Below are 20971 nucleotides of genomic sequence, written 5' to 3' on the forward strand. Positions count from 1 at the left end.
AGGAGTATTGGGGTGTCGAGTACCGAAGACGAACATCTGGCGGATTTGAAGGACTGGTGGACACGCAACGGCAAGCCCCTGGTCACTGGCGGCCTGTTGGCGCTGGTCATCGTGTTCGGCTGGCAGGCCTTTCACAAGTATCAGAGCAATCAGTCGCAAGGCGCCTCGATGCTCTATCAGCAACTGCTGGAAACCACGCTGACGCCAGACGGCAAGCCTGATGCCGCCCGTGTTGCGGACTTGGCCGGCAAGCTCAACAGCGAGTTCGGCGGTAGCGCTTACGCGCAGTACGGCAGCCTGTTCGTGGCAAAAGTTGCGGTCGACAGCGGCAAGCTGGATGACGCAGCCAGCGAACTGAAAACCATTGTTGCCAAACCGGCCAACCCGGCGCTGGGCGAAATTGCTCGTCAGCGTCTGGCGCAGGTGCTGGCCGCGCAGAACAAGGCCGATGAAGCCCTGAAACTGCTCGAAGGCGATGCCGATAAAGCATTCCTGGCCACTCGCGAAGAACTCAAAGGCGACTTGCTGGTGCAGTTGGGTCGTACCGACGAAGCGAACACGGCGTACCAAAAAGCCAAGGCGGCACTGTCGGATGAAGCGGCAGTGGGTGGCCTACAAATCAAGCTGGACGACCTGGCCAAAGGGGATGCGTGACGTGATTCGTTGGAAACATGCAGCATTGCTGGCTCTGGCCATATTGGCCGCGGGTTGCAGCAGCAACAGCAAAAAAGAACTGCCACCGGCCGAGTTGACCGACTTCAAAGAAGAAGTGGTTCTGCAAAAGCAGTGGAGTCGTTCGATCGGTAACGGTCAGGGCGAATCGTACAACATGCTGGTTCCGGCGATCGATGGCGATACCATCTATGCCGCCGACGTCACCGGTGTGGTGATGGCGATGGATCGCAGCAATGGCGACGTCAAATGGAAGAAAGATCTCGAACTGCCTGTTTCCGGCGCTGTCGGCGTCAGTTACGGTCTGCTCCTGATCGGTACGATCAAGGGTGAAATCGTTGCCCTGGACGCCATCAACGGTGAAGAGAAATGGCGCGCTCGCGTGTCCAGTGAAGTCCTCGCACCGCCGGCCAACAACGGTGATGTCGTTGTAGTTCAGACTCAGGATGACCGTCTGATCGGTCTGGATGCCGCTACCGGCACCCAGCGCTGGTTGTATGACAGTACTCCGGCGGTATTGACCCTGCGCGGCACCAGTGCGCCGATCGTCACCAACCGCCTCGCGGTGGCTGGCCTGTCGACCGGTAAAGTGGTCGCTCTCGATATTTCCAACGGCGTGCCGGTATGGGAACAACGTGTAGCGATTCCACAAGGTCGTTCGGAACTGGAGCGCGTTGTCGATATCGACGGCGGCCTGCTGCTGTCCGGCGGTACGCTGTATGTCGCCAGCTATCAGGGTCGCGTTGCGGCACTGGATCTGGAAAGCGGTCGTCAGCTCTGGCAGCGTGATGCTTCCAGCTATGCCGGTGTCGCCCAGGGTTTTGGCAGCGTCTACGTGAGCCTGTCTTCGGGCACCGTTGAAGGCGTCGACGAACGTTCCACCACAGCTTTGTGGAGCAACGATTCGCTGGCCCGTCGTCAACTGTCGGCTCCGGAAGTGTTCTCCAGCTACGTTGCAGTCGGTGATATGGAAGGTTACCTGCATCTGCTGAGCCAGGTGGACGGCCGTTTCGTCGGCCGCGAGCGCATCGACAGCGACGGCCTGCGTGCCCGTCCGCTGGTGGTGGGTGACACGATTTATCTGTATGGCAACAGCGGCAAACTGGAAGCCCTGACCATTAAGTAAAGGTTTGACTATGCTTGGGGTTAAACCCCAGGCAGCCTTGTTCTGCAAGGCTTGCGGCGCCTCCAGGCGCTGCCCCGAGCACCAGCCGCTGCCTCGCAGCGGCTTTTGTATTTTCTGAAATAACGAAGTGGAGAGCCGCATGGTTCCCGTAATCGCCCTGGTGGGCCGACCGAACGTCGGCAAGTCCACCTTGTTCAACCGCCTGACCAGGACTCGCGACGCCATCGTCGGCGACTTGTCCGGTCTGACCCGTGATCGCCAATACGGTGAGGCCAAGTGGCAAGGGCGTTCCTACATTCTGGTCGACACCGGCGGTATCTCCGGTGACGAGCACGGTATGGACGAGAAAATGGCCGAGCAGTCGCTGCTGGCCATTGAGGAAGCGGATGTCGTTCTGTTCCTGGTAGATGCCAAGGCCGGTTTCACCGCCGCCGACCAGATGATCGCCGAGCATTTGCGCAAACGTAACAAGCGTTCTTACGTGGTTGCCAACAAGGTCGACAACATCGACCCTGAAATGGCCCGCGCTGAATTCGCCCCGTTGGGCATGGGCCACGCGATCCCGATCGCCGGTGCTCATGGTCGTGGCATCACCCAGATGCTGGAAATCGCCCTCAGCGACTTCCCGAAAGACGATGACGAGCTGGAAGAAGGCGAGGAAGAGATCGTTGCCGAAGGCGAGGAAGCCAAGCGCATTCCTGGTCCTAGCGAAAAAGACGGGATCAAGATCGCGATCATCGGCCGCCCGAACGTCGGCAAGTCGACCCTGGTCAATCGCATGCTCGGTGAAGACCGGGTAATCGTCTATGACGAGCCCGGCACCACCCGCGACAGTATCTACATCCCGTTCGAGCGTAACGACGAGAAGTACACGCTGATCGACACCGCCGGTGTGCGCAAGCGCGGCAAGATCCACGAAGAAGTCGAAAAATTCTCCGTGGTCAAGACCCTGCAAGCGATCAAAGACGCCAACGTGGTGATCTTTGTGATGGACGCCCGCGAAGGCGTGGTCGATCACGATCTCAACCTGCTGGGCTTCGCCATTGAGTCGGGTCGTGCGCTGGTGATCGCGATCAACAAGTGGGACGGCATGACGCCGAGCGAGCGCGACTTCGTGAAGGTCGAGCTGCAACGTCGACTGTTCTTCGTTGACTACGCCGACATTCACTTCATCTCGGCGCTGCACGGCACGGGCGTGGGCAACCTCTACGCCTCCGTACAGAACTCGTTCAAGTCTGCGGTCACCCGCTGGCCAACCAACCGCCTGACCACGATTCTGGAAGATGCGGTTGGTGAGCACGCGCCACCGATGGTCAACAACCGCCGGATCAAGCTGCGTTACGCCCACTTGGGTGGTGCGAACCCGCCGATCATCGTGATTCACGGTAACCAGATCGAGAAGGTGCCGAAGTCTTACGTACGTTACCTGGAAAACACTTATCGTCGTGTTCTGAAGCTGGTCGGCACGCCGATCCGCATCGAGTTCAAGGGCGGCGAGAACCCGTACGAAGGCAACAAGAATTCGCTCACCGACCGTCAGGTCAACAAGAAGCGTCGCATGATGTCGCACCACAAAAAGGCCGACAAGAAGCGCCGCGACAAGCGCTGATTCAGGTTTTTCCCGTGGAATGAAGAGGGCGCCAATGGCGCCCTTTTTCATGCCTGTCGTTTGGGCTATTCTCGGGCTCTCCCGTGCCGCCGTAGAGCCGGGTGTAGAGCAGGGAATCACCGATGATCACCAGTAAGCTGCCGAATGTCGGCATCACTATCTTTACTCAGATGTCTCAGCTCGCGGCGCAAACCGGGGCGCTCAATCTGTCTCAGGGTTTTCCCGATTTCGATGCGCCGCAGGCCCTGTGCGATGCGGTCGGTCGGCATATCGCCAATGGCCACAACCAGTATTCGCCGATGACCGGCCTTCCGGCATTGCGTCAGCAGATTGCGGCGAAGATCGCCCGCAGCTACGGCGTCAATGTGGATGCCGACCATGAGGTGACAGTCACGCCCGGTGCAACCCAGGCGATCTTTTGCGCCATTCAGGCGGTTATCCACAGCGGCGACGAAGTGATCGTCTTCGATCCGGCCTACGACAGTTATGAACCTTCGGTTGAGCTGGCCGGTGGTCGCTGCGTTCATGTGCAGTTGGGCCTGAATGACTTTGCCATCGACTTCCAGAAGCTGGGTGAAGCCATTACGCCGCGCACGCGGATGATCATCCTCAACACCCCGCACAACCCAAGTGGTGCGCTGATCAATCGTGCCGAGCTGGATCAGCTGGCAGCGTTGATTCGCGACCGCGACATTTATGTCATCAGCGATGAGGTCTACGAACACTTGGTGTTCGATGGCGTGCCTCACGTCAGCGTGCTGAATCACCAAGAGCTGTATCAGCGTGCATTCGTGGTCAGCTCCTTCGGCAAGACCTATCATGTCACTGGCTGGAAAACCGGCTACGTGGTCGCACCGCCGGCCCTCACCGCCGAGCTGCGCAAGGTTCACCAATACGTCAGTTTCTGCGGTGTAACGCCGCTGCAATACGCCTTGGCCGACTTCATGGCCGAGCACCCGGAACACGTCGAAGAACTGCCGGCTTTCTATCAGGCCAAGCGCGATCTGTTCTGCGATCTGCTGGTGCCGTCTCGCTTCAGTTTCACCCGAGTGGCCGGCACGTATTTCCAGTTGGTCGATTACTCGCAGATCCGCCCGGACCTCAATGATGTCGAGATGGCGCAGTGGATGACCCGCGAACATGGCGTGGCGAGCATCCCGATCTCGGTGTTCTACCAGGCCCCGCCCGAAGGCCAGCGCCTGGTGCGCCTGTGCTTCGCCAAACGCGAGGAGACCCTGCGTGAAGCAGCGGCAAAACTATGCGTGATCTGAGTGCACTGCCCAATCTGAACATCGCGCTGATCCAGACCACCCTGGCCTGGCACGATCGTCAGGCCAATCTGGAGCATTTCGAGCTGTTGCTGGAACAGGCTCGTGGGGCGGACCTGGTTATCCTGCCGGAGATGTTCACCACCGGTTTTTCCATGGAATCGGAGACCCTCGCCGAGTCGGAAAATGGACCGACCAGCAAATGGCTGCGGGTTCAGGCAGCGAAACTGGATGCGGTGATCACCGGCAGCGTGATCGTCCAGGCGGCTGACGGCAGCCATCGCAATCGCCTGTTGTGGGCGCGGCCGGACGGGGAGGTGTGGCACTACGACAAGCGACATCTGTTCCGCATGGCCGGCGAACACAATCACTTCACCCCCGGCGAGCGTCAGGTGCAGTTCGAACTCAAGGGCTGGCGCGTGCGTCCGCTGATTTGCTACGACCTGCGCTTCCCGGTCTGGAGCCGTGATGCTCAGGACACCGATTTGCTGCTGTACACCGCCAACTGGCCGGGGGCACGGCGTCAGCACTGGAACCGTTTGCTGCCAGCTCGGGCGATTGAAAACCTTTGCTACGTGGCGGCGGTGAATCGGGTTGGTACTGACGGCAAAGGTTTTGCGTATACCGGCGACAGTCAGGTGCTGGACTTCCAGGGTGAGACGTTACTCAGTGCGGGCGAAGCTGATGGGGTGTTTCAGGTCGTTCTGAACGCTGCAGATCTTCAGGCTTATCGAACACGCTTTCCAGCGAACCTGGATGCCGATACGTTCGAGTTCACCTGAGATTTTTGCTGCCTGACCGTCCGTCTTCGCGAGCAAGCCCGCTCCCACACTTGATCGGTGTGAACACAGATTTTGTGTACACCAAAAATCCACTGTGGGAGCGGGCTTGCTCGCGAAGAGGCCATAACAGGCAATACAAAAATCCCAGGCAAACAAAAAGGCCCCGAGGTTCGCACCCCGGGGCCTTTTGCATTTCAGCGAAGGCTTACGCCGCTTTCGCTTCCGGCTGGCTCAGCGAGCGGTTAAGCGCGCTGAACAGGGCCTTGAAGCTGGCGGTGGTGATGTTTTCATCGATACCGACGCCGTGCACCGCACGTTCACCGTTCACGCGCAGTTCAATGTAGGCCGCCGCCTTGGCATTGGTGCCCGAGCCGATGGCGTGTTCGTTGTAGTCCATGATTTCAACCGGAATCGGCAGACCGGCCACGAGCGCTTCCAGGGCGCCGTTGCCCTTGCCACGCCAGTGCAGGTTGGTTTCACCCTGACCTTTACCAGAGACTTCCACTTCGACGGCGCTGTGACCGTTTTCTTCCTGCAGGCGATGGCTGACCAGCGCGTACGGAGTGTTCGCCTGCAAGTACTCGCTGTGCAGCAGCGCGTGGATCTGCTGAGCCGTCATCTCGAGGCCCAGACGGTCGGTTTCACGCTGCACAACCTGGCTGAACTCGATCTGCATGCGACGCGGCAAGCTGATGCCGTATTCCTGTTCCAGCAGGTAAGCGATACCGCCCTTGCCCGACTGGCTGTTGACGCGGATCACCGCCTCGTAGCTGCGGCCGATATCGGCCGGGTCGATTGGCAAGTACGGCACTTCCCACAGGGCGTCCGGTTTCTGCTGGGCGAAGCCCTTGCGGATGGCATCCTGGTGGGAGCCGGAGAACGCGGTGTGAACCAGGTCGCCGACGTACGGGTGACGTGGGTGCACCTGGATCTGGTTGCATTCTTCGACGACTTTGCGCACGCCGTCGATGTCGGAGAAGTCCAGCTCAGGGTGAATGCCCTGGGTGTAGAGGTTCAGCGCCACGGTCACCAGGTCGACGTTACCGGTACGTTCGCCGTTGCCGAACAGGCAGCCTTCGACACGGTCCGCACCGGCCATCAGGCCCAACTCGGTGGCCGCAACGCCAGTGCCACGGTCGTTGTGGGTGTGCAGGCTGATGATCACGCTGTCGCGACGGTTGATGTGACGGCCGAACCATTCGATCTGGTCGGCATAGATGTTCGGGGTCGCGCATTCGACGGTGGCTGGCAGGTTGAGAATCACCTTGTGCTCAGGCGTCGGGTTCCAGACTTCGATGACTGCGTCGCAGACTTCTTTGGCGAACTCGAGCTCAGTGGCGCTGAAGGTTTCTGGCGAGTACTCGAAGGTCCACTCGGTGTTTGGCTGCTGGGCGGCATATTTGACGAACAGCTTGGCCGCGTTCACGGCGATGGCCTTGACCCCTTCCTTGTCCTGGTTGAAGACAATGCGACGGAAGGAAGGGGAGGTCGCGTTGTACAGGTGAACGATGGCTTTCTTCGCCCCGCGCAGGGATTCGAAGGTGCGCTCGATCAAGTCTTCACGGCCCTGGGTCAGCACCTGAATGGTGGTGTCGTCCGGGATGTGGTTGCCTTCGATCAGGGTGCGCACGAAGTCGAAGTCGGTTTGCGAAGCCGCCGGGAACGATGCTTCGATTTCTTTAACGCCGACCGACACCAGGGTTTTCCAGAAACGCAGCTTCTTGACCGCGTCCATTGGCTCGATCAGCGACTGGTTACCATCACGAAGGTCGGAGCTGCACCAGATCGGCGCGGCGGTAATGGTCTTCGACGGCCAGGTGCGGTCCGGGATGTCGATGGTCGGGAACGCGCGGTATTTCGAAGACGGGTCTTTGAGCATGCTCATCGGGAAATCCTTATTGTGTGGGCCGAAAAAAGGCGGCCTGCCGGTGGATCAAATGTTCTGGGGATAAAGCGTAGGACGAGGCACCGCGATTCAGCCTGGCAGTCGTGCACTGACAAGGCACAGGCTGCGGTGCTGGCGAAGCTGAATGAGGGTGTGAGAGGTTTTCATGCCTTCAACCCTAACCGCGAGGGTGAAGGATGGCAAGCGGTCGAAAAAAATTGAGAGGAATCCTCGAAAAGTCGTTGTTATCGAGATTTTATTGCGGTGAACGACGGTCATTGTTTTTATGTTTGCGCGAGGTTTGAGCGATGCGCAATTGAAGGCTTTCGGTGATGGGGCGTGTCAGCGCGGCTATTCTTAAAGCCTCACCAAGGACTACTGGCAGGCAGGAGTCGGCAATGAACGAGTCGGATTGGAAGCTTTATAGCGCACTGCGTCCGTTGGCCCATGAGCGGCTATGTATCCGGATCATGGCGGAGGTCGAACGCACGGTGCTGGATAAAAGCATTGCACCTTATGAGCGGATAGAAGTCAGCGAAGAAAGGCTGAAGGCCGGTCAACAGGAGCTGTATTGGGCGTTTGGCGTGTTCAGTCACTCACGCAATGAGGCGCCTGCTCACTTGCTGGGGCTGTGTACTCATGAGTTGATCAGCGCTGAAGAGTTGGCGGGCTTCTCGGAGGAAACTCAGGCCTGGATCAAAGAGTGCCTGGCGCACAGGGAAATTCATGGGATTGAGGACCTGGAAGCGGAATAAGTGGCGCCTGTGAGGCCGCCTTCGCGAGCAAGCCCGCTCCCACATTTGATCGGCGTGAATGTAGATTTTGTATTCACCGAAAATTCAATGTGGGAGCGGGCTTGCTCGCGAAGAGGCCGGTAGCCTCAACGGCAATTTAAGGCTGAAACGCCCCAATGAAAATCGCCGGATCCACCCGCGCATCATTCAGGCTGACGTTCCAGTGCATATGCGGCCCGGTCGCCCGCCCGGTGGCACCCACTTTCCCAACCACCCCACCACGGGCCAATTGCTGGCCAACCTTCACGTCGATTTTCGACATGTGGCAGAACATGCTGATAAACCCCTGCCCGTGATCGACAAACACCGTGTTGCCGTTGAAGAAGTAGTTGCCGATCAGGATCACCTTGCCGGCAGCCGGGGTCTTGATCGGCGTACCAGCAGGCACGGCGAAGTCCAGGCCAGCGTGAGGATTACGCTCTTCACCATTGAAGAAGCGGCGCACGCCGAACTTGCTCGACAGCGGGCCGTTGACCGGTTTGTCCAGCAACAGGTTGCTCGGGGTGTTCGGGCTGAAGCTGCGGTAAGCCTGGATCTGTTCGGCCAACTCACCCTCGATGCGCTTGAGATTCTCCGGGTTTGGATTGACCTGCTGCGTGTTCTTCAACGTGATGTGCTGTTCCGGGTATTTCTTGTTACCAATGTTGAAATTCAGAGTGCGACCGCCACTGCTGACCTGCTGAGTGCCCGGTTTTACCGTCAACGGCACGCCGACAATCGCCAGCCAGTTGTTCTGTTCCTTGATCACCAGCACCGGTTTGCCCTGATAACTGGCCTTCGGCGCCTGCACCGAGGCGCCCAGATCCACCACTGCCACGCCGCCCGGCACTGGTTTGTTCAACAGGCGGGTGATGTAACTGTCGGCGTGGGCGTTGAAGGTCAGGCACAGCAACAGCAGCGGAGCTAAAAAACGCGGCATGGATCAATCCAGTAAAGAAAGGGTGACAGGTGTCAGGTGATTGTCTTCGACCCGAACTTGCAGCTCGCCTTCGCCAAGTCTGGCTTTCAGGCGCTGACCATTGTGGGTTTGCGCGGCGTTGCGGATCGCGTTGCCGCGTTCGTCCAGCAAAATGCTGTAGCCGCGGCCGAGGGTCGCCAAAGGGCTGACCACATGCAGCGTCTGCATCTGGCTTTGCAGTTGCAGGCGACGGGATTTGAGCCCTTCGCGCATGGCACGGGGCAGGCGTTCGGCAAGACTGTCGAGGCGCTGACGGAGCATCGCCAGTTGCCGTCCCGGATGTTGCCCGGCGAGGCGGGTTTCGAGGCGGATCAACCGTTCGCGACGGGTATTGAGGCTGCGTTCGAACGCGCGGCGCATGCGCATGTCCAGATCATCCAGGCGTTGCGCTTGTTGACGCAGACGCTCGCCGGGATGGCGCAAGCGGCGAGACATGCCTTCCAGTCGCAGTCGATCACGCATCAAGCGGTCGCGGATACGCATCACCAGCCGTCGATGCAGGCTTTCGACCCGGCGGACCAGGTCACTTGAATCCGGCGCGAGCAGTTCGGCAGCGGCGGACGGCGTCGGGGCGCGGACGTCGGCCACGAAGTCACTGATCGATACGTCGGTTTCATGGCCGACGGCGCTGACAATCGGCGTCACGCAGGCATCCACGGCGCGGGCCACGGCTTCTTCGTTGAAGCACCAGAGGTCTTCCAGTGAACCGCCGCCACGGGCCAGGATCAACGCGTCGAAACCGCGGGCGTCCGCCAGTTTCAATGCGCGGACAATCTGCGCCGTGGCTTCGCGGCCCTGCACGGCAGTGGGGATCAACGTGAGTTGGATCTGCGGCGCACGACGGCGGAATACGCTGATGATGTCGCGAATCACCGCGCCGGTGGGCGAGCTGATGATGCCGATGCGTTGTGGATGCGCTGGCAGCGGCACTTTGCGCTCGGCGCTGAACAGGCCTTCGGCGCTGAGTTTTTCCTTCAACGCATCGAAGGCCAGACGCAGCGCACCGTCACCGGCCGGCTCCACGGTATCGAGGATCAGCTGATAGTCGCCACGGCCCTCGAACAGCGAAACCTTGCCGCGCACCTTCACCGCCAAGCCATCCTTCAATGCCTGACGCACTCGCGCCGCGTTCTGCCGGAACAGCGCGCAACGCACCTGGGCACCGCTGTCCTTGAGGGTGAAATACACGTGGCCGGACGCCGGACGGGCAAGGTTGGAGATTTCGCCTTCAACCCAGATGTTGCTGAACACGTCTTCGAGCAACACCCGCGCGCGGCCGTTGAGCTGGCTGACAGTCAGGACTTCACGGTCCAGGCCGAGTCTTGCAAAGGGATCTTTAATCATGGGGCGCAGTTTAAAGGCATTCGACGCTGAATCTCCATGCACCAACGAAAATCCCCTGTGGGAGCGGGCTTGCTCGCGAAGGCGGAGTACCAGTCGACATTAATATTGAATGTTGAACCGTATTCGCGAGCAAGCCCGCTCCCACAAGGGGTAAAGTCAGCTCCGGGAATCAAGGAAGACATGGAATGAATGTGCTTGAGCTGTTGAACCAATGGCCATTCGGTCCAACGGATTGGCTGATCATCGGGCTGGCAATCGCTCTGGCCTACATCGTGTTTGGTATTGCCGGTTTCGGCACTGCGTTGGTAGCGGGGCCGATTCTGATCCTGTTCATGCCGCTGTCGAAGATCGTGCCGCTGTTGGTGCTGCTGGATTTCATCGCGGCGTTCGGCAATCTGCTGCCTTCGCGACGGGATGTGGCGAAGCCCGAGTTGCTGCGGCTGCTGCCGTGCATGGCGGTGGGCTGCACGTTGGGGGTGATTTTTTTACTGAATCTGAAATCCGATGTGTTGCTGCTGTTGATGGGGCTGTTTATCAGCGCTTATGCGATTTATAGCCTGTGGGTCAAAACCCGTCCGACGCAATTGTCCGGCGCTTGGGCTGTGCCGATGGGCACGGTGGGCGGGATGTTCGGGGCATTGTTTGGCAGTGGCGGCTTTTTATATGCGATCTATTTGAACAGTCGCCTGCCCAAAGAGGCAGCCCGGGCGACCCAGAGTGCGCTGATCAGTTGCAGCACGGTGGTGCGTTTGAGCCTGTTTGCCGTCGCAGGTGTGTATGCCGAGCTACCCTTGTTGGTATTGGCGCTGTGTTTATTGCCGGCCATGGCATTGGGGCTGTGGATCGGCCGGCGGTTGACCATGAGATTGTCCCGCGAGGCGTTTGTGCGGCTGGTGACCTGGTTGGTGCTGGCCAGCGGAATCGCCTTGATCGGACGATATTTGAGTGCTTGACCTCTGAAGCCGGGTGCTTATGCTGCCGGGCTTCGTTAAAGCGTTGCAGCAGGCCGCACCATGAATTCGCAAAGCATTATTGTCCCGAAAATCTCCACACTGCCGGTGCACGAACCCCGGGCCCGGGCGGTCGTGCGTTGGCTGGTGCGCAAGAACATCATTAAAGAAGAACTGACCACTTGTGGCCGCACTGGCAATCGCATGGCTCATGCCATCGCCGACGGTGCCCGCGCTGTCGTGCTGCATCCTGAAGCACTGCCGTTCGGCGAACCGATCAATGGCCTGGAGATCATCACCAAGCGCTGCATCTATACGCCGGCCAAGGGTTTCCTTGAAGAGGCGGGTTGCTCCGAGTGCCGCAAGGAAGTCGGCGAAGCGCTGTTCGAAAGCCTGGAAGACTGGATGCCGGGGCGCACCGATAACTTCACTTGTCCGGAGTGCGGGCATGAAGATGACATCAACGGCTTTCTTTTCCTGCAGGAATGCGGCTTTTCCAACCTGGGCTTTATCTTCAACAACTGGGCCGAGGCCGGGTTCAAGCAGAGCTTTATCGACGAATTTGCCGATTGGCTCGATCAGCCTGTCAGTTGGGTGAAAGTCGAGCTGTAGGCGACGACAATCCCCGTATATCAGTAATGCTAATAATAGACAGAGTTTTACATTGAACCTGAGGGGGTGTCTGACTATAATGGCGCGCTTCCATTTTCCCGCTCGGGAGCCCCCGCGATGCTGCGTATCAGCCAAGAAGCTCTGACATTCGACGACATTCTCCTAGTGCCTGGTTATTCCGAGGTGCTTCCTAACGAAGTCAGTCTCAAGACCCGCCTAACCCGTGGCATCGAGCTGAATATTCCTTTGGTTTCTGCCGCCATGGACACCGTTACTGAAGCCCGTCTGGCAATTGCCATGGCTCAGGAAGGTGGCATCGGCATTATCCACAAGAACATGACCATCGAGCAGCAAGCTGCCGAAGTGCGCAAGGTCAAGCGTTATGAGGCCGGCGTGGTCAAGGACCCGATCACCATCGAGGCTGACGCCACGGTTCGTGAACTGTTCGAACTGACCCGCATGCACAACATCTCCGGCGTTCCGGTACTGCACGATGGCGACCTGGTCGGCATCGTCACTTCCCGTGACGTACGTTTCGAAAACCGTCTGGACGCCACCGTCCGTGAAGTGATGACGCCTAAAGAGCGTCTGGTCACGGTCAAGGAAGGCGCCGACAAAAACGACGTCCGCGAGTTGTTGCACAAAAACCGTATCGAACGCGTGCTGATCGTCGACGACAAATTCGCCCTCAAAGGCATGATGACCGTCAACGACATCGAAAAAGCCAAGGCATACCCGCTGGCCAGCAAGGACGATCAAGGTCGTCTGCGCGTTGGTGCTGCAGTCGGTACCGGTAAAGACACCGGTGATCGCGTCGCTGCCCTGGTCAATGCCGGCGTTGACGTGGTGGTGGTCGACACTGCTCACGGTCACTCCAAAGGTGTGATCGACCGCGTTCGCTGGGTCAAACAGAATTTCCCTGAAGTGCAGGTTATCGGCGGCAACATCGCCACCGGCGCTGCCGCCAAGGCTCTGGCTGAAGCGGGCGCCGATGCAGTCAAGGTCGGTATCGGCCCAGGCTCGATCTGCACCACCCGCATCGTCGCCGGTGTCGGCGTCCCGCAAATCAGTGCCATCGCCAACGTCGCCGCTGCCCTTGAAGGCACTGGCGTTCCGTTGATCGCCGACGGCGGCATCCGTTTCTCCGGTGACCTGTCCAAGGCCATCGTTGCCGGTGCTTCCTGCGTGATGATGGGCTCGATGTTCGCCGGTACTGAAGAAGCGCCGGGCGAGATCGAACTGTTCCAGGGTCGTTCGTACAAGGCTTACCGTGGCATGGGTTCGCTGGGCGCCATGTCCCAGGCTCAAGGCTCCTCCGACCGTTACTTCCAGGACTCCTCGGCAGGCGCCGAGAAACTGGTTCCGGAAGGTATCGAAGGGCGTGTTCCTTACAAGGGCACCCTGAGCGCCATCATCCATCAACTGATGGGCGGCCTGCGTTCCTCGATGGGTTACACCGGCAGCGCCGATATCGAAGAAATGCGCACCAAGCCTGAGTTCGTGCGGATCACCGGTGCTGGCATGGCCGAGTCCCACGTTCACGACGTACAGATCACCAAAGAAGCGCCAAACTACCGCGTAGGTTGAGCCTTCCAGCAATAAGTTAAGTAACCGGGGCTGTTTTCAGCCCCGAGTTGTTTCTGATTCTCTTCACCGAACTGCATAGACGAGACTGACCACATGGCCCTCGACATTCACGCTCACCGCATCCTGATCCTCGACTTCGGTTCCCAGTACACCCAGCTGATTGCCCGCCGCGTGCGTGAAATCGGCGTGTACTGCGAACTGCATCCGTTCGACATGGACGACGAAGCGATTCGCGAATTCGCGCCGAAAGGGATCATCCTCGCCGGCGGCCCCGAGTCCGTACACGTCGCCGACAGCCCGCGCGCACCGCAAGCCGTCTGGGACCTGGGCGTACCGGTCTTCGGTATCTGCTACGGCATGCAGACCATGGCTGAACAGCTGGGTGGCAAGGTCGAAGGTTCCGAACTGCGTGAGTTCGGTTACGCCCGTGTTGACGTGGTAGGCAAGAGCCGTCTGCTCGACGGCATCGAAGACCACATCGACGCCGACGGCCTGTTCGGCCTCGACGTGTGGATGAGCCACGGTGACAAAGTCACCAAGATGCCACAGGAATTCCACATCCTGGCCAGCACCCCGAGCTGCCCGATCGCCGGCATGTTCGACGATGCCCGCGGCTACTACGGCGTGCAGTTCCACCCGGAAGTGACCCACACCAAGCAGGGCGGTCGCATCCTCTCGCGCTTTATCCTCGACATCTGCGGCTGCGAAGCCTTGTGGACGCCTTCGAAGATTGCTGAAGACGCCATCGCCAACATTCGCGCCCAGGTCGGCACCGACAACGTACTGCTTGGCCTGTCCGGCGGTGTGGACTCCTCGGTGGTTGCCGCGCTGCTGCACAAAGCCATTGGCGACCAGCTGACCTGTGTCTTCGTCGACAACGGCCTGCTGCGTCTGCATGAAGGCGAGCAAGTGATGGCCATGTTCGCCGAGAACATGGGCGTCAAGGTGATCCGCGCCAACGCTGAAGATCAGTTCCTGAACAACCTGGCTGGCGAAAGCGACCCAGAGAAGAAGCGCAAGATCATCGGCCGTACCTTCATCGACGTCTTCGATGCCCAGTCCAACAAACTGGACAACATCAAGTACCTCGCCCAAGGCACCATCTACCCGGACGTGATCGAGTCGGCTGGCGCCAAAAGCGGCAAGGCTCACGTAATCAAGTCGCACCACAACGTGGGTGGCCTGCCGGAAGAAATGAACCTCAAGCTGGTTGAACCCCTGCGCGAGCTGTTCAAGGACGAAGTCCGTCGTCTGGGCCTGGAACTCGGCCTGCCGTACGACATGGTCTACCGTCACCCGTTCCCGGGCCCGGGCCTGGGCGTGCGGATCCTCGGTGAAGTGAAGAAGGAATACGCCGACCTGCTGCGTCGCGCCGACCACATCTTCATCGAAGAGCTGCGCAAGGCCGACTGGTACCACAAGGTCAGCCAGGCATTCGTGGTGTTCCAGCCGGTGAAATCGGTTGGCGTTGTCGGCGATGGCCGTCGTTACGCCTGGGTGGTTGCCCTGCGTGCCGTTGAAACCATCGACTTCATGACCGCGCGTTGGGCACACCTGCCTTACGAACTGCTGGAAACTGTTTCCGGCCGGATCATCAACGAAATCGAAGGCATCTCCCGCGTCACTTACGACGTGTCGAGCAAGCCGCCAGCGACGATTGAGTGGGAGTGATCCCGCGCTAGCCTTGATGGCTTGATCGCAGGTAACTGAAAAGGCCGTGTGAACACTGTTCACACGGCCTTTTTGCGTTTTAGACGCCGGGTAGTCGGACGGGGGTCATGCCCATTCTGTGCAGCGCTGAACTCAAGGCGTCGGGGTTTTGAAAGCGTCGGCCGTTGATCTGCCAGGCATCCCGTTCGACGTAGTACCCACCTGCATCATGCTTGATGGGCGTTCGAACGAGTTTGCCACGGGTGATGATGCCGTTACTGGTGATGACTCTGTTGGTGAGGGTTCTGCTGCGGTGAACCAGCAATGGTTCGCCGGTACTGGTGCTGAGGGTGTACGTGCCAGGACTGGGTAGCCCATCCTCCAGCCTTTGCGCCAGGATCACGCTTTTCGGCGTCGGGATTTGCAGCAACAAGTCATTTTTGGCAAAACCGGCTGCTCGCCCGGGGCGCGGCTCGTCGGCCACCCCCGGGTCGACCTTGATACCGCCGAGCTCGTCCGGGCCTACGCTTTCAATACGCAGCCCGATGCTGCCTTCAAGCTCGCTGATTCCCGCCACGCCGCCATAGGTATTGGCGTGGCTGTTCCCGACCAACGCCACCCAGCGATGCGCGCCTCTGGCCGTCTGGTCGGCGCCGATGACTTGGCGGGCGAAGAAATTCATCATTTTTTGCCGAAAATTGATGTTTGCCCCCTGGATGCCAGTGCTGCGGTAACTGGCGAGGCAGTCGATGGCCTGAACACGAATATGGTTTTTTTGCGCCGTCCTGACCACCTGCTCAAAGGTGAATTGTTCGCTGGGGTCAGTCGAAAAACCTGCATCAAGGTCCTTGAGGTAGCTTTCCAGATCCTCGGACATCACTCCAGTGCGATTGAACACATCCAGGTCAGCCTGATGGAAATCGGTCAGCAGATGCTCCATGTATAAGGTTTTGACTTTTTGTTTGTGCAGCACGCTCATATTCTCGATCAGAAACTGTTTGCTGCCCACGCTGTCGTGGCTTTCACCGATGACCAGGCTCTGTGACCGCTTGAAAAGGGTCTTGATGATGTCCTGGAGCTTTGCATTCGCGATGAACGATGGAATGGTCGGTCTGGGTCGCAGCGGCGGTTGCGAGTAAAAGGTCGCGGCGTCGTCGTGCAGCGTTCGGCGCAGTCTTTTGAAGGCTTCCAGCTCATTGTCCGGATTGTTGGGATTGACAAAGCCGTCCTTCAAATCCCCCTTCGAGGCCATACCCTTGGCCGCCTGTTTGAGGGCTGGCTTGAGGTCCTGCGGAACATCGTATGCAGTCGCCGGGGCATCGAAGTCCGGGAGTGGCGGCTCGGCCCTGGCAAACAGATCGGCAAACTTGCCCCCGCCCACCAGGCCGGGACGCGTGAGGGGCACCCATTCACCCATTTCATTCAGGCGTACCGGTATGTTGCGGTAAAAGGAGTAAGGATTGACCGGGTCAATGATTGCCCAGGTTTTCAGTTCGTTGCTGTAGCGCACCAGGTAGAAACTGTCACCGACTGCGATGTAGTTACCTCCAGTCCGGGGTTGGTAAATGCCCTGGAGTTTGCCTTCGTCACTGACCGGGAAGTCGCCGTCGAGGACCTCATTGGTTTCAAAAGGGGCGAGAATGTCGGCGTCGGCAGGCGTGGCCATGACGGTCTCGAAAGACGGGGTGGGTGGTGGGGGCAGTTCAGCTTCTGTCTCCGTGATTTCTGCGAAATCGGAGGCCTCTGCAAGTTCTGCCGCCCCCCTCAGGAAAGGCAAGTTGAACAGCACATCCACGCTGCCAAGGATGGCGCCAGTCACTGCGGCCTTGCGTTCCGCCGGGGTGTGGCCGTTGATGGCCTGGTCGATGTGAAGCCCGACATTGGCGATGCCAGCGCCGATGACGACAAACGCTGCCGGCCATGCAAGGGCGGCCATCGGCCCGAAGGTGTGGTTGAAGGCATTGAGATAGCCGATCCACAGCTTTTTCCTGATCTCGCCGTTGGAGTGCAGCAGGTAATTGGCGTCGCTGAGCATGCGCTCATGAGTGGACCGGTTCAGATGGGTGAACGCATCACCGGTAATTTTCTCGCCTCGGTAGTGGAGCAAATGATGGTCCGCGACTGCATATTCACCGGGCAATACGTCATAGGCATGGGTGAGGCCGATATTTTCGGTTTCCGTCTCCTCAAACGCATGAATGATCAGGCCAATTCCGGTGAAGTTGGCGAGCTTGTGCCCCAGTGAAGTGGGTTTGTCCTGAGTAATGTCGCGCTCTTGCTGCTTGAAGTGCATGAGCATGCGCTCACGGCCTTCGGCATCCTTGACTTCATTGGCCAGCCATTCGTGCAATTGCCCGACGCTGGTGAAGCAGTGAAAACCTCTGGGCTCACCCGGAATGTAGAGAATGTTCAGGTCACTGTCGTCGGTGATACTGAAAATGTCCGTCGACACGTACTGATCAATGCAAAACTTTCGGATTGAAAAACCGCTGCCTGCTGGCGCCTCGTCCAGCAGCATTTGCCGGGTGAGTGGCCTGCTCACATTTGCGGTGGCCGCCCTGAGCACCAGGGTGAAGTGTTCGCGGGTCAGGTATCCCTTCTCGTAGTCTTCAATGGCTTTGGCAATGAACGTGCACTTGATCAGCGCACGGAAGTTGTCGCTGTGCTTTTCCCAGAACGTCGCGATGGCCGTTTTGCAACGGTCAGCGAAATTGATATCCCAGAAGGTTTTCAACACATCCCTGGCATGCAGGCGAATCTCGTTGGTTTCATCGTAGTTTCCGGCATTGCCGTCGGCACGGTAGAAACCACTGTCAACGTCCAGCAGGTCCCCGTTGTCCTGGTCGTGGACACTGAAACGCTGCATGACCAGTTGCGGGAAGGTCATCGACTCCCTGGGTGTTTCAAACACATGCTGCCAGCCGGTAAAGGTCTTCGAGTTGCTTTGAGCGGCATTAAACCGATGCCAGTAGACCTTGTCGGGTTCGATATCCGTGATGTTGTGCTGGATGAGAATGTCTTTGGCGACCTGGTACGCCATGGAGTACAGGTCGGGGCAATCGGTTACCAGATCAGGGATCAGGGCCTGGAGGGCCTGCGCATCGGTAGCGTCGGGCAGGGTGATTTCTTGAGCATCGTCCATGATGTTTTCCTTGAGAGGTGGTCGGGGCGCTCACTATCTCAAGGGGCATCGGTTCCATCTGTAAGCTTCTGGGTATCTGGTGGTGGTCTGTTGCAGATAGAAGAAGTAGGGCATGACGAAGGTCTGAGTCAGGCTCAGCGCCGCGCCACGTCCGAAAAGTAAAACTTGTCCAGGGTGTGCCGCGACTCGGTGTACTCGAACTGGCGGCCGTCCTGCAAAAACGTCTGGTTGCTGACCACGATCACATGGCTCTGGCCGTCGAGGTCCAGGTGTTGCTGGTCGTCCTTGCTCCGGGGCACCGCTTCGATGGTGCGCTGGGCGTAGGCGATTTGCAGTTGCAAGGTCTGCTCGATGAAGGCGTAGATCGAGTGCTCGGCGATGTCTCGGGACAGGCCGGGAATCACGTCGCTGACGAAATGGTTGATGTCGAGGATCACGCGTTTGCCGTCGATCCGCCGCACTCGCTTGATCCGTGTGATCAGGCTGCCTTCTTCAGCCTTGATGTGCTCCAGCAGCAGGCCTTCGAGGGGGATTTGAGTGAACTCGACCACCTCGGTACTGACGTCGTTACCCAGGCGCGGATACGTTTCCTGAAAGCTGACGATGCCGCCCAGCTGAAATTCGATCGGGTTGGTCGACAGCACGAACGTGCCTTTGCCGTGGACTTTCTGGGCGAAACCGCGCTCCTGCAGTTGCTCGATAGCCTTGCGCACGGTGCCGCGACTGGCCTGGTAGCTGTCCATCAGTTCGGTTTCGGAAGGCAACCGGGCGCCGCGTTCCAGACGTTCGGTCGTGATGCTGGCAAGCAGATCGCTGTAGATCTGGTTGTATTTACTCATGGGGATGGCTCTGTGCCGCGATGTGCTCAAGGTTTCGAACCTTAAGGGCAGGGTAGGGGTTTGTCCATGCGGCGTTAGGTTTCTTTGACTTTTGAGGTGGGAAATGTCGCCGCCGGTCGGGTTCAGGATAAACAAATTCAAACTCGTCTGTACGAGTTGTTGCTTTAACTCGTACAGACGAGTACTTTTCGCTTCGGCGTGCTGCCAAAAACAAAAAACTACAGCGGAAGAAAAAGCATGAGCCACGACTATCCGAATATCGCCAGCGAGCTGCTGCAAAGCCTCGGTGGCAGCGACAACCTCGAGCAGGCCGCGCACTGCGTCACCCGCCTGCGCCTGGCCCTCAAGGACCCAAGCCTGGTCAACAGCGCCACGCTGAACCAGATCGATCTGGTCAAAGGCTCGTTCTTCACCGGCGGCCTGTTCCAGGTGGTGATTGGTCCCGGTGAAGTGGAAAAGGTCTACGCCGAACTGCGTCGTCAAACCGGTCTCGCGGCCTCGACCATCGCCGACGTTAAGCAGAAAAGCGCCGACAAGATCAACGCGATGCAGCGTCTGGTGCGGGTGTTTTCCGACGTCTTCATGCCCATCCTCCCGGCGTTGATCATTGCCGGCCTGCTGATGGGCATCAACAACCTGATCGGCGCCAAGGGCATGTTCATCGAGGGCAAGACCCTGCTGGACGCCTATCCGAAACTTGACGGGCTCTGGAGCCTGATCAACCTCATGGCCAATACCTCGTTTGTGTTCCTCCCGGCGCTGGTGGGCTGGTCGGCGGCCAAGCGGTTTGGCGGCAGCGAAATCCTCGGCATCGTGCTTGGCCTGATGCTGGTGCACCCCGATCTGCTCAATGCCTGGAACTATGGCAAAGCGGTGGCCGGGCTGGACGGGCAGAGCCTGCCGTACTTCGACATCCTGGGGTTGTTCCAGATCGAGAAGGTTGGCTATCAGGGACAGATCTTGCCGATCCTGCTGGCGGCCTACGTGATGAGCGTCATCGAAAAATGGCTGCGGGCGCGGGTGCCGAACGCGATTCAATTGCTGGTCGTGCCGATCACCACCATCGTTGTGACCGGCGTGCTGGCGCTGGCGGTGATCGGCCCGGTGACCCGGCATCTGGGAATTCTTATCACCGAAGGCGTGGTCATGCTGTTTGACCTGGCGCCAATGGTCGGCGGGGCGATTTTCGGTCTGCTCTACGCGCCGCTGGTGATTACCGGCATGCACCACATGTTCCTCGCGGTCGACTTGCAGCTGATCTCCACCCAGGGCGGCACCTTTATCTGGCCGATGATCGTCATGTCCAACCTGGCCCAGGGCAGCGCGGCACTGGCGGTGTTCTACATGACCCGTAACGTGCGGGACAAAAGCATGGCCTCGACCTCGGCGATTTCCGCGTACTTCGGCATCACCGAACCGGCCATGTTCGGGGTCAACCTGCGCTACAAATTTCCGTTTTATGCAGCCCTGATCGGTTCGGCCATGGGTTGCATTTTCCTGTCGCTGAACAAAGTCCAGGCCTCGGCAATCGGCGTCGGTGGCTTGCCCGGTTTTATCTCGATCATTCCGCAGTTCATTCCGATGTTCGTGATCGGGATGGTCATTGCCATGGTCGTGCCGTTTGTTCTGACCTGCGGGTTGAGCATGAAGATTGTTCGGCCTGGGTATCGGGTTGCCTGACAGATCGCATTCGCGAGCAAGCCCGCTCCCACAGGTTGACCGCATTCCAAATGTGGGAGCGGGCTTGCTCGCG

Annotated in this window: 16 protein-coding genes; 11 read left to right on the forward strand and 5 right to left on the reverse strand. The window is 58.9% G+C overall.

Features of this window, described 5'->3' with window-relative positions; translation table 11 throughout:
* Positions 1 to 12 precede the first annotated feature (12 nt).
* The 5 genes from KGB23_RS23160 (at position 13) to KGB23_RS23180 (ending at position 5457) form a co-directional block, all read left to right on the forward strand.
* Positions 13 to 654: a tetratricopeptide repeat protein gene (locus KGB23_RS23160; protein ID WP_223432733.1), complete on the forward strand. Its 642-nt coding sequence runs from the start codon at positions 13 to 15 to the stop codon at positions 652 to 654.
* Entirely contained in the window at positions 647 to 1798 is a 1152-nt protein-coding gene (gene bamB, locus KGB23_RS23165; protein ID WP_150659141.1) for an outer membrane protein assembly factor BamB, read from the forward strand. The genes KGB23_RS23160 and bamB overlap by 8 nt, the downstream gene beginning before the upstream one ends.
* Before the next feature lie 139 nt (positions 1799 to 1937).
* On the forward strand, positions 1938 to 3407 hold the full coding sequence (der, locus tag KGB23_RS23170; protein WP_046046039.1) for a ribosome biogenesis GTPase Der: 1470 nt from the start codon (positions 1938 to 1940) through the stop codon (positions 3405 to 3407).
* 122 nt (positions 3408 to 3529) lie between these two features.
* The gene (locus KGB23_RS23175; protein ID WP_223432734.1) at positions 3530 to 4678 is read left to right on the forward strand and encodes a pyridoxal phosphate-dependent aminotransferase; all 1149 of its coding nucleotides are present in this window, start codon (positions 3530 to 3532) and stop codon (positions 4676 to 4678) included.
* Entirely contained in the window at positions 4666 to 5457 is a 792-nt protein-coding gene (locus KGB23_RS23180; RefSeq protein ID WP_223432735.1) for an amidohydrolase, read from the forward strand. The genes KGB23_RS23175 and KGB23_RS23180 overlap by 13 nt, the downstream gene beginning before the upstream one ends.
* A gap of 205 nt (positions 5458 to 5662) precedes the next feature.
* On the opposite strand, the gene leuA is transcribed toward KGB23_RS23180, so the two are convergent.
* Entirely contained in the window at positions 5663 to 7342 is a 1680-nt protein-coding gene (leuA, locus tag KGB23_RS23185) for a 2-isopropylmalate synthase (protein WP_008147766.1), read from the reverse strand.
* 398 nt (positions 7343 to 7740) lie between these two features.
* Between leuA and KGB23_RS23190 the strand changes: the two genes are divergently transcribed.
* Complete coding sequence (locus KGB23_RS23190; RefSeq protein WP_223432736.1) at positions 7741 to 8097, forward strand: hypothetical protein; 357 nt, start codon at positions 7741 to 7743, stop codon at positions 8095 to 8097.
* Between the two features lie 136 nt (positions 8098 to 8233).
* On the opposite strand, the gene KGB23_RS23195 is transcribed toward KGB23_RS23190, so the two are convergent.
* The gene (locus tag KGB23_RS23195) at positions 8234 to 9055 is read right to left on the reverse strand and encodes a peptidoglycan DD-metalloendopeptidase family protein (RefSeq protein ID WP_223432737.1); all 822 of its coding nucleotides are present in this window, start codon (positions 9053 to 9055) and stop codon (positions 8234 to 8236) included.
* Between the two features lie 3 nt (positions 9056 to 9058).
* Positions 9059 to 10438, reverse strand: coding sequence for an exodeoxyribonuclease VII large subunit (gene xseA, locus KGB23_RS23200; protein ID WP_033061484.1), 1380 nt, complete (start codon positions 10436 to 10438; stop codon positions 9059 to 9061).
* A gap of 185 nt (positions 10439 to 10623) precedes the next feature.
* Here xseA and KGB23_RS23205 point away from each other — a divergent pair, with 185 nt between their 5' ends.
* The 4 genes from KGB23_RS23205 (at position 10624) to guaA (ending at position 15258) form a co-directional block, all read left to right on the forward strand.
* A complete protein-coding gene (locus KGB23_RS23205) occupies positions 10624 to 11391 on the forward strand; it encodes a sulfite exporter TauE/SafE family protein (RefSeq protein ID WP_223432738.1) in 768 nt (255 codons plus the stop codon).
* A 60-nt stretch (positions 11392 to 11451) separates the two neighbouring features.
* A complete protein-coding gene (locus KGB23_RS23210) occupies positions 11452 to 12000 on the forward strand; it encodes a sugar ABC transporter ATPase (protein WP_223432739.1) in 549 nt (182 codons plus the stop codon).
* 117 nt (positions 12001 to 12117) lie between these two features.
* Positions 12118 to 13587, forward strand: a complete 1470-nt coding sequence (guaB, locus tag KGB23_RS23215; protein WP_123368331.1) for an IMP dehydrogenase — start codon at positions 12118 to 12120, stop codon at positions 13585 to 13587.
* Positions 13588 to 13680: 93 nt separating this feature from the next.
* Complete coding sequence (gene guaA, locus KGB23_RS23220) at positions 13681 to 15258, forward strand: glutamine-hydrolyzing GMP synthase (protein ID WP_046046047.1); 1578 nt, start codon at positions 13681 to 13683, stop codon at positions 15256 to 15258.
* Positions 15259 to 15337: 79 nt separating this feature from the next.
* Here the strand turns inward: guaA and KGB23_RS23225 are convergent, their stop codons facing one another.
* On the reverse strand, positions 15338 to 18379 hold the full coding sequence (locus tag KGB23_RS23225) for a membrane-targeted effector domain-containing toxin (protein WP_411741507.1): 3042 nt from the start codon (positions 18377 to 18379) through the stop codon (positions 15338 to 15340).
* A 134-nt stretch (positions 18380 to 18513) separates the two neighbouring features.
* Positions 18514 to 19218 carry a trehalose operon repressor gene (gene treR, locus KGB23_RS23235; protein ID WP_223432742.1) on the reverse strand — a complete coding sequence of 235 codons (705 nt, stop codon included), beginning with the start codon at positions 19216 to 19218 and terminating at the stop codon, positions 18514 to 18516.
* A 237-nt stretch (positions 19219 to 19455) separates the two neighbouring features.
* On the opposite strand from treR, the gene treP reads away from it, so the two are divergent.
* Complete coding sequence (treP, locus tag KGB23_RS23240; RefSeq protein ID WP_223432743.1) at positions 19456 to 20898, forward strand: PTS system trehalose-specific EIIBC component; 1443 nt, start codon at positions 19456 to 19458, stop codon at positions 20896 to 20898.
* Positions 20899 to 20971 lie beyond the last annotated feature (73 nt).

Origin of the sequence: Pseudomonas sp. GL-B-26 (assembly GCF_019947405.1) — a bacterium.
Classification (GTDB): domain Bacteria; phylum Pseudomonadota; class Gammaproteobacteria; order Pseudomonadales; family Pseudomonadaceae; genus Aquipseudomonas.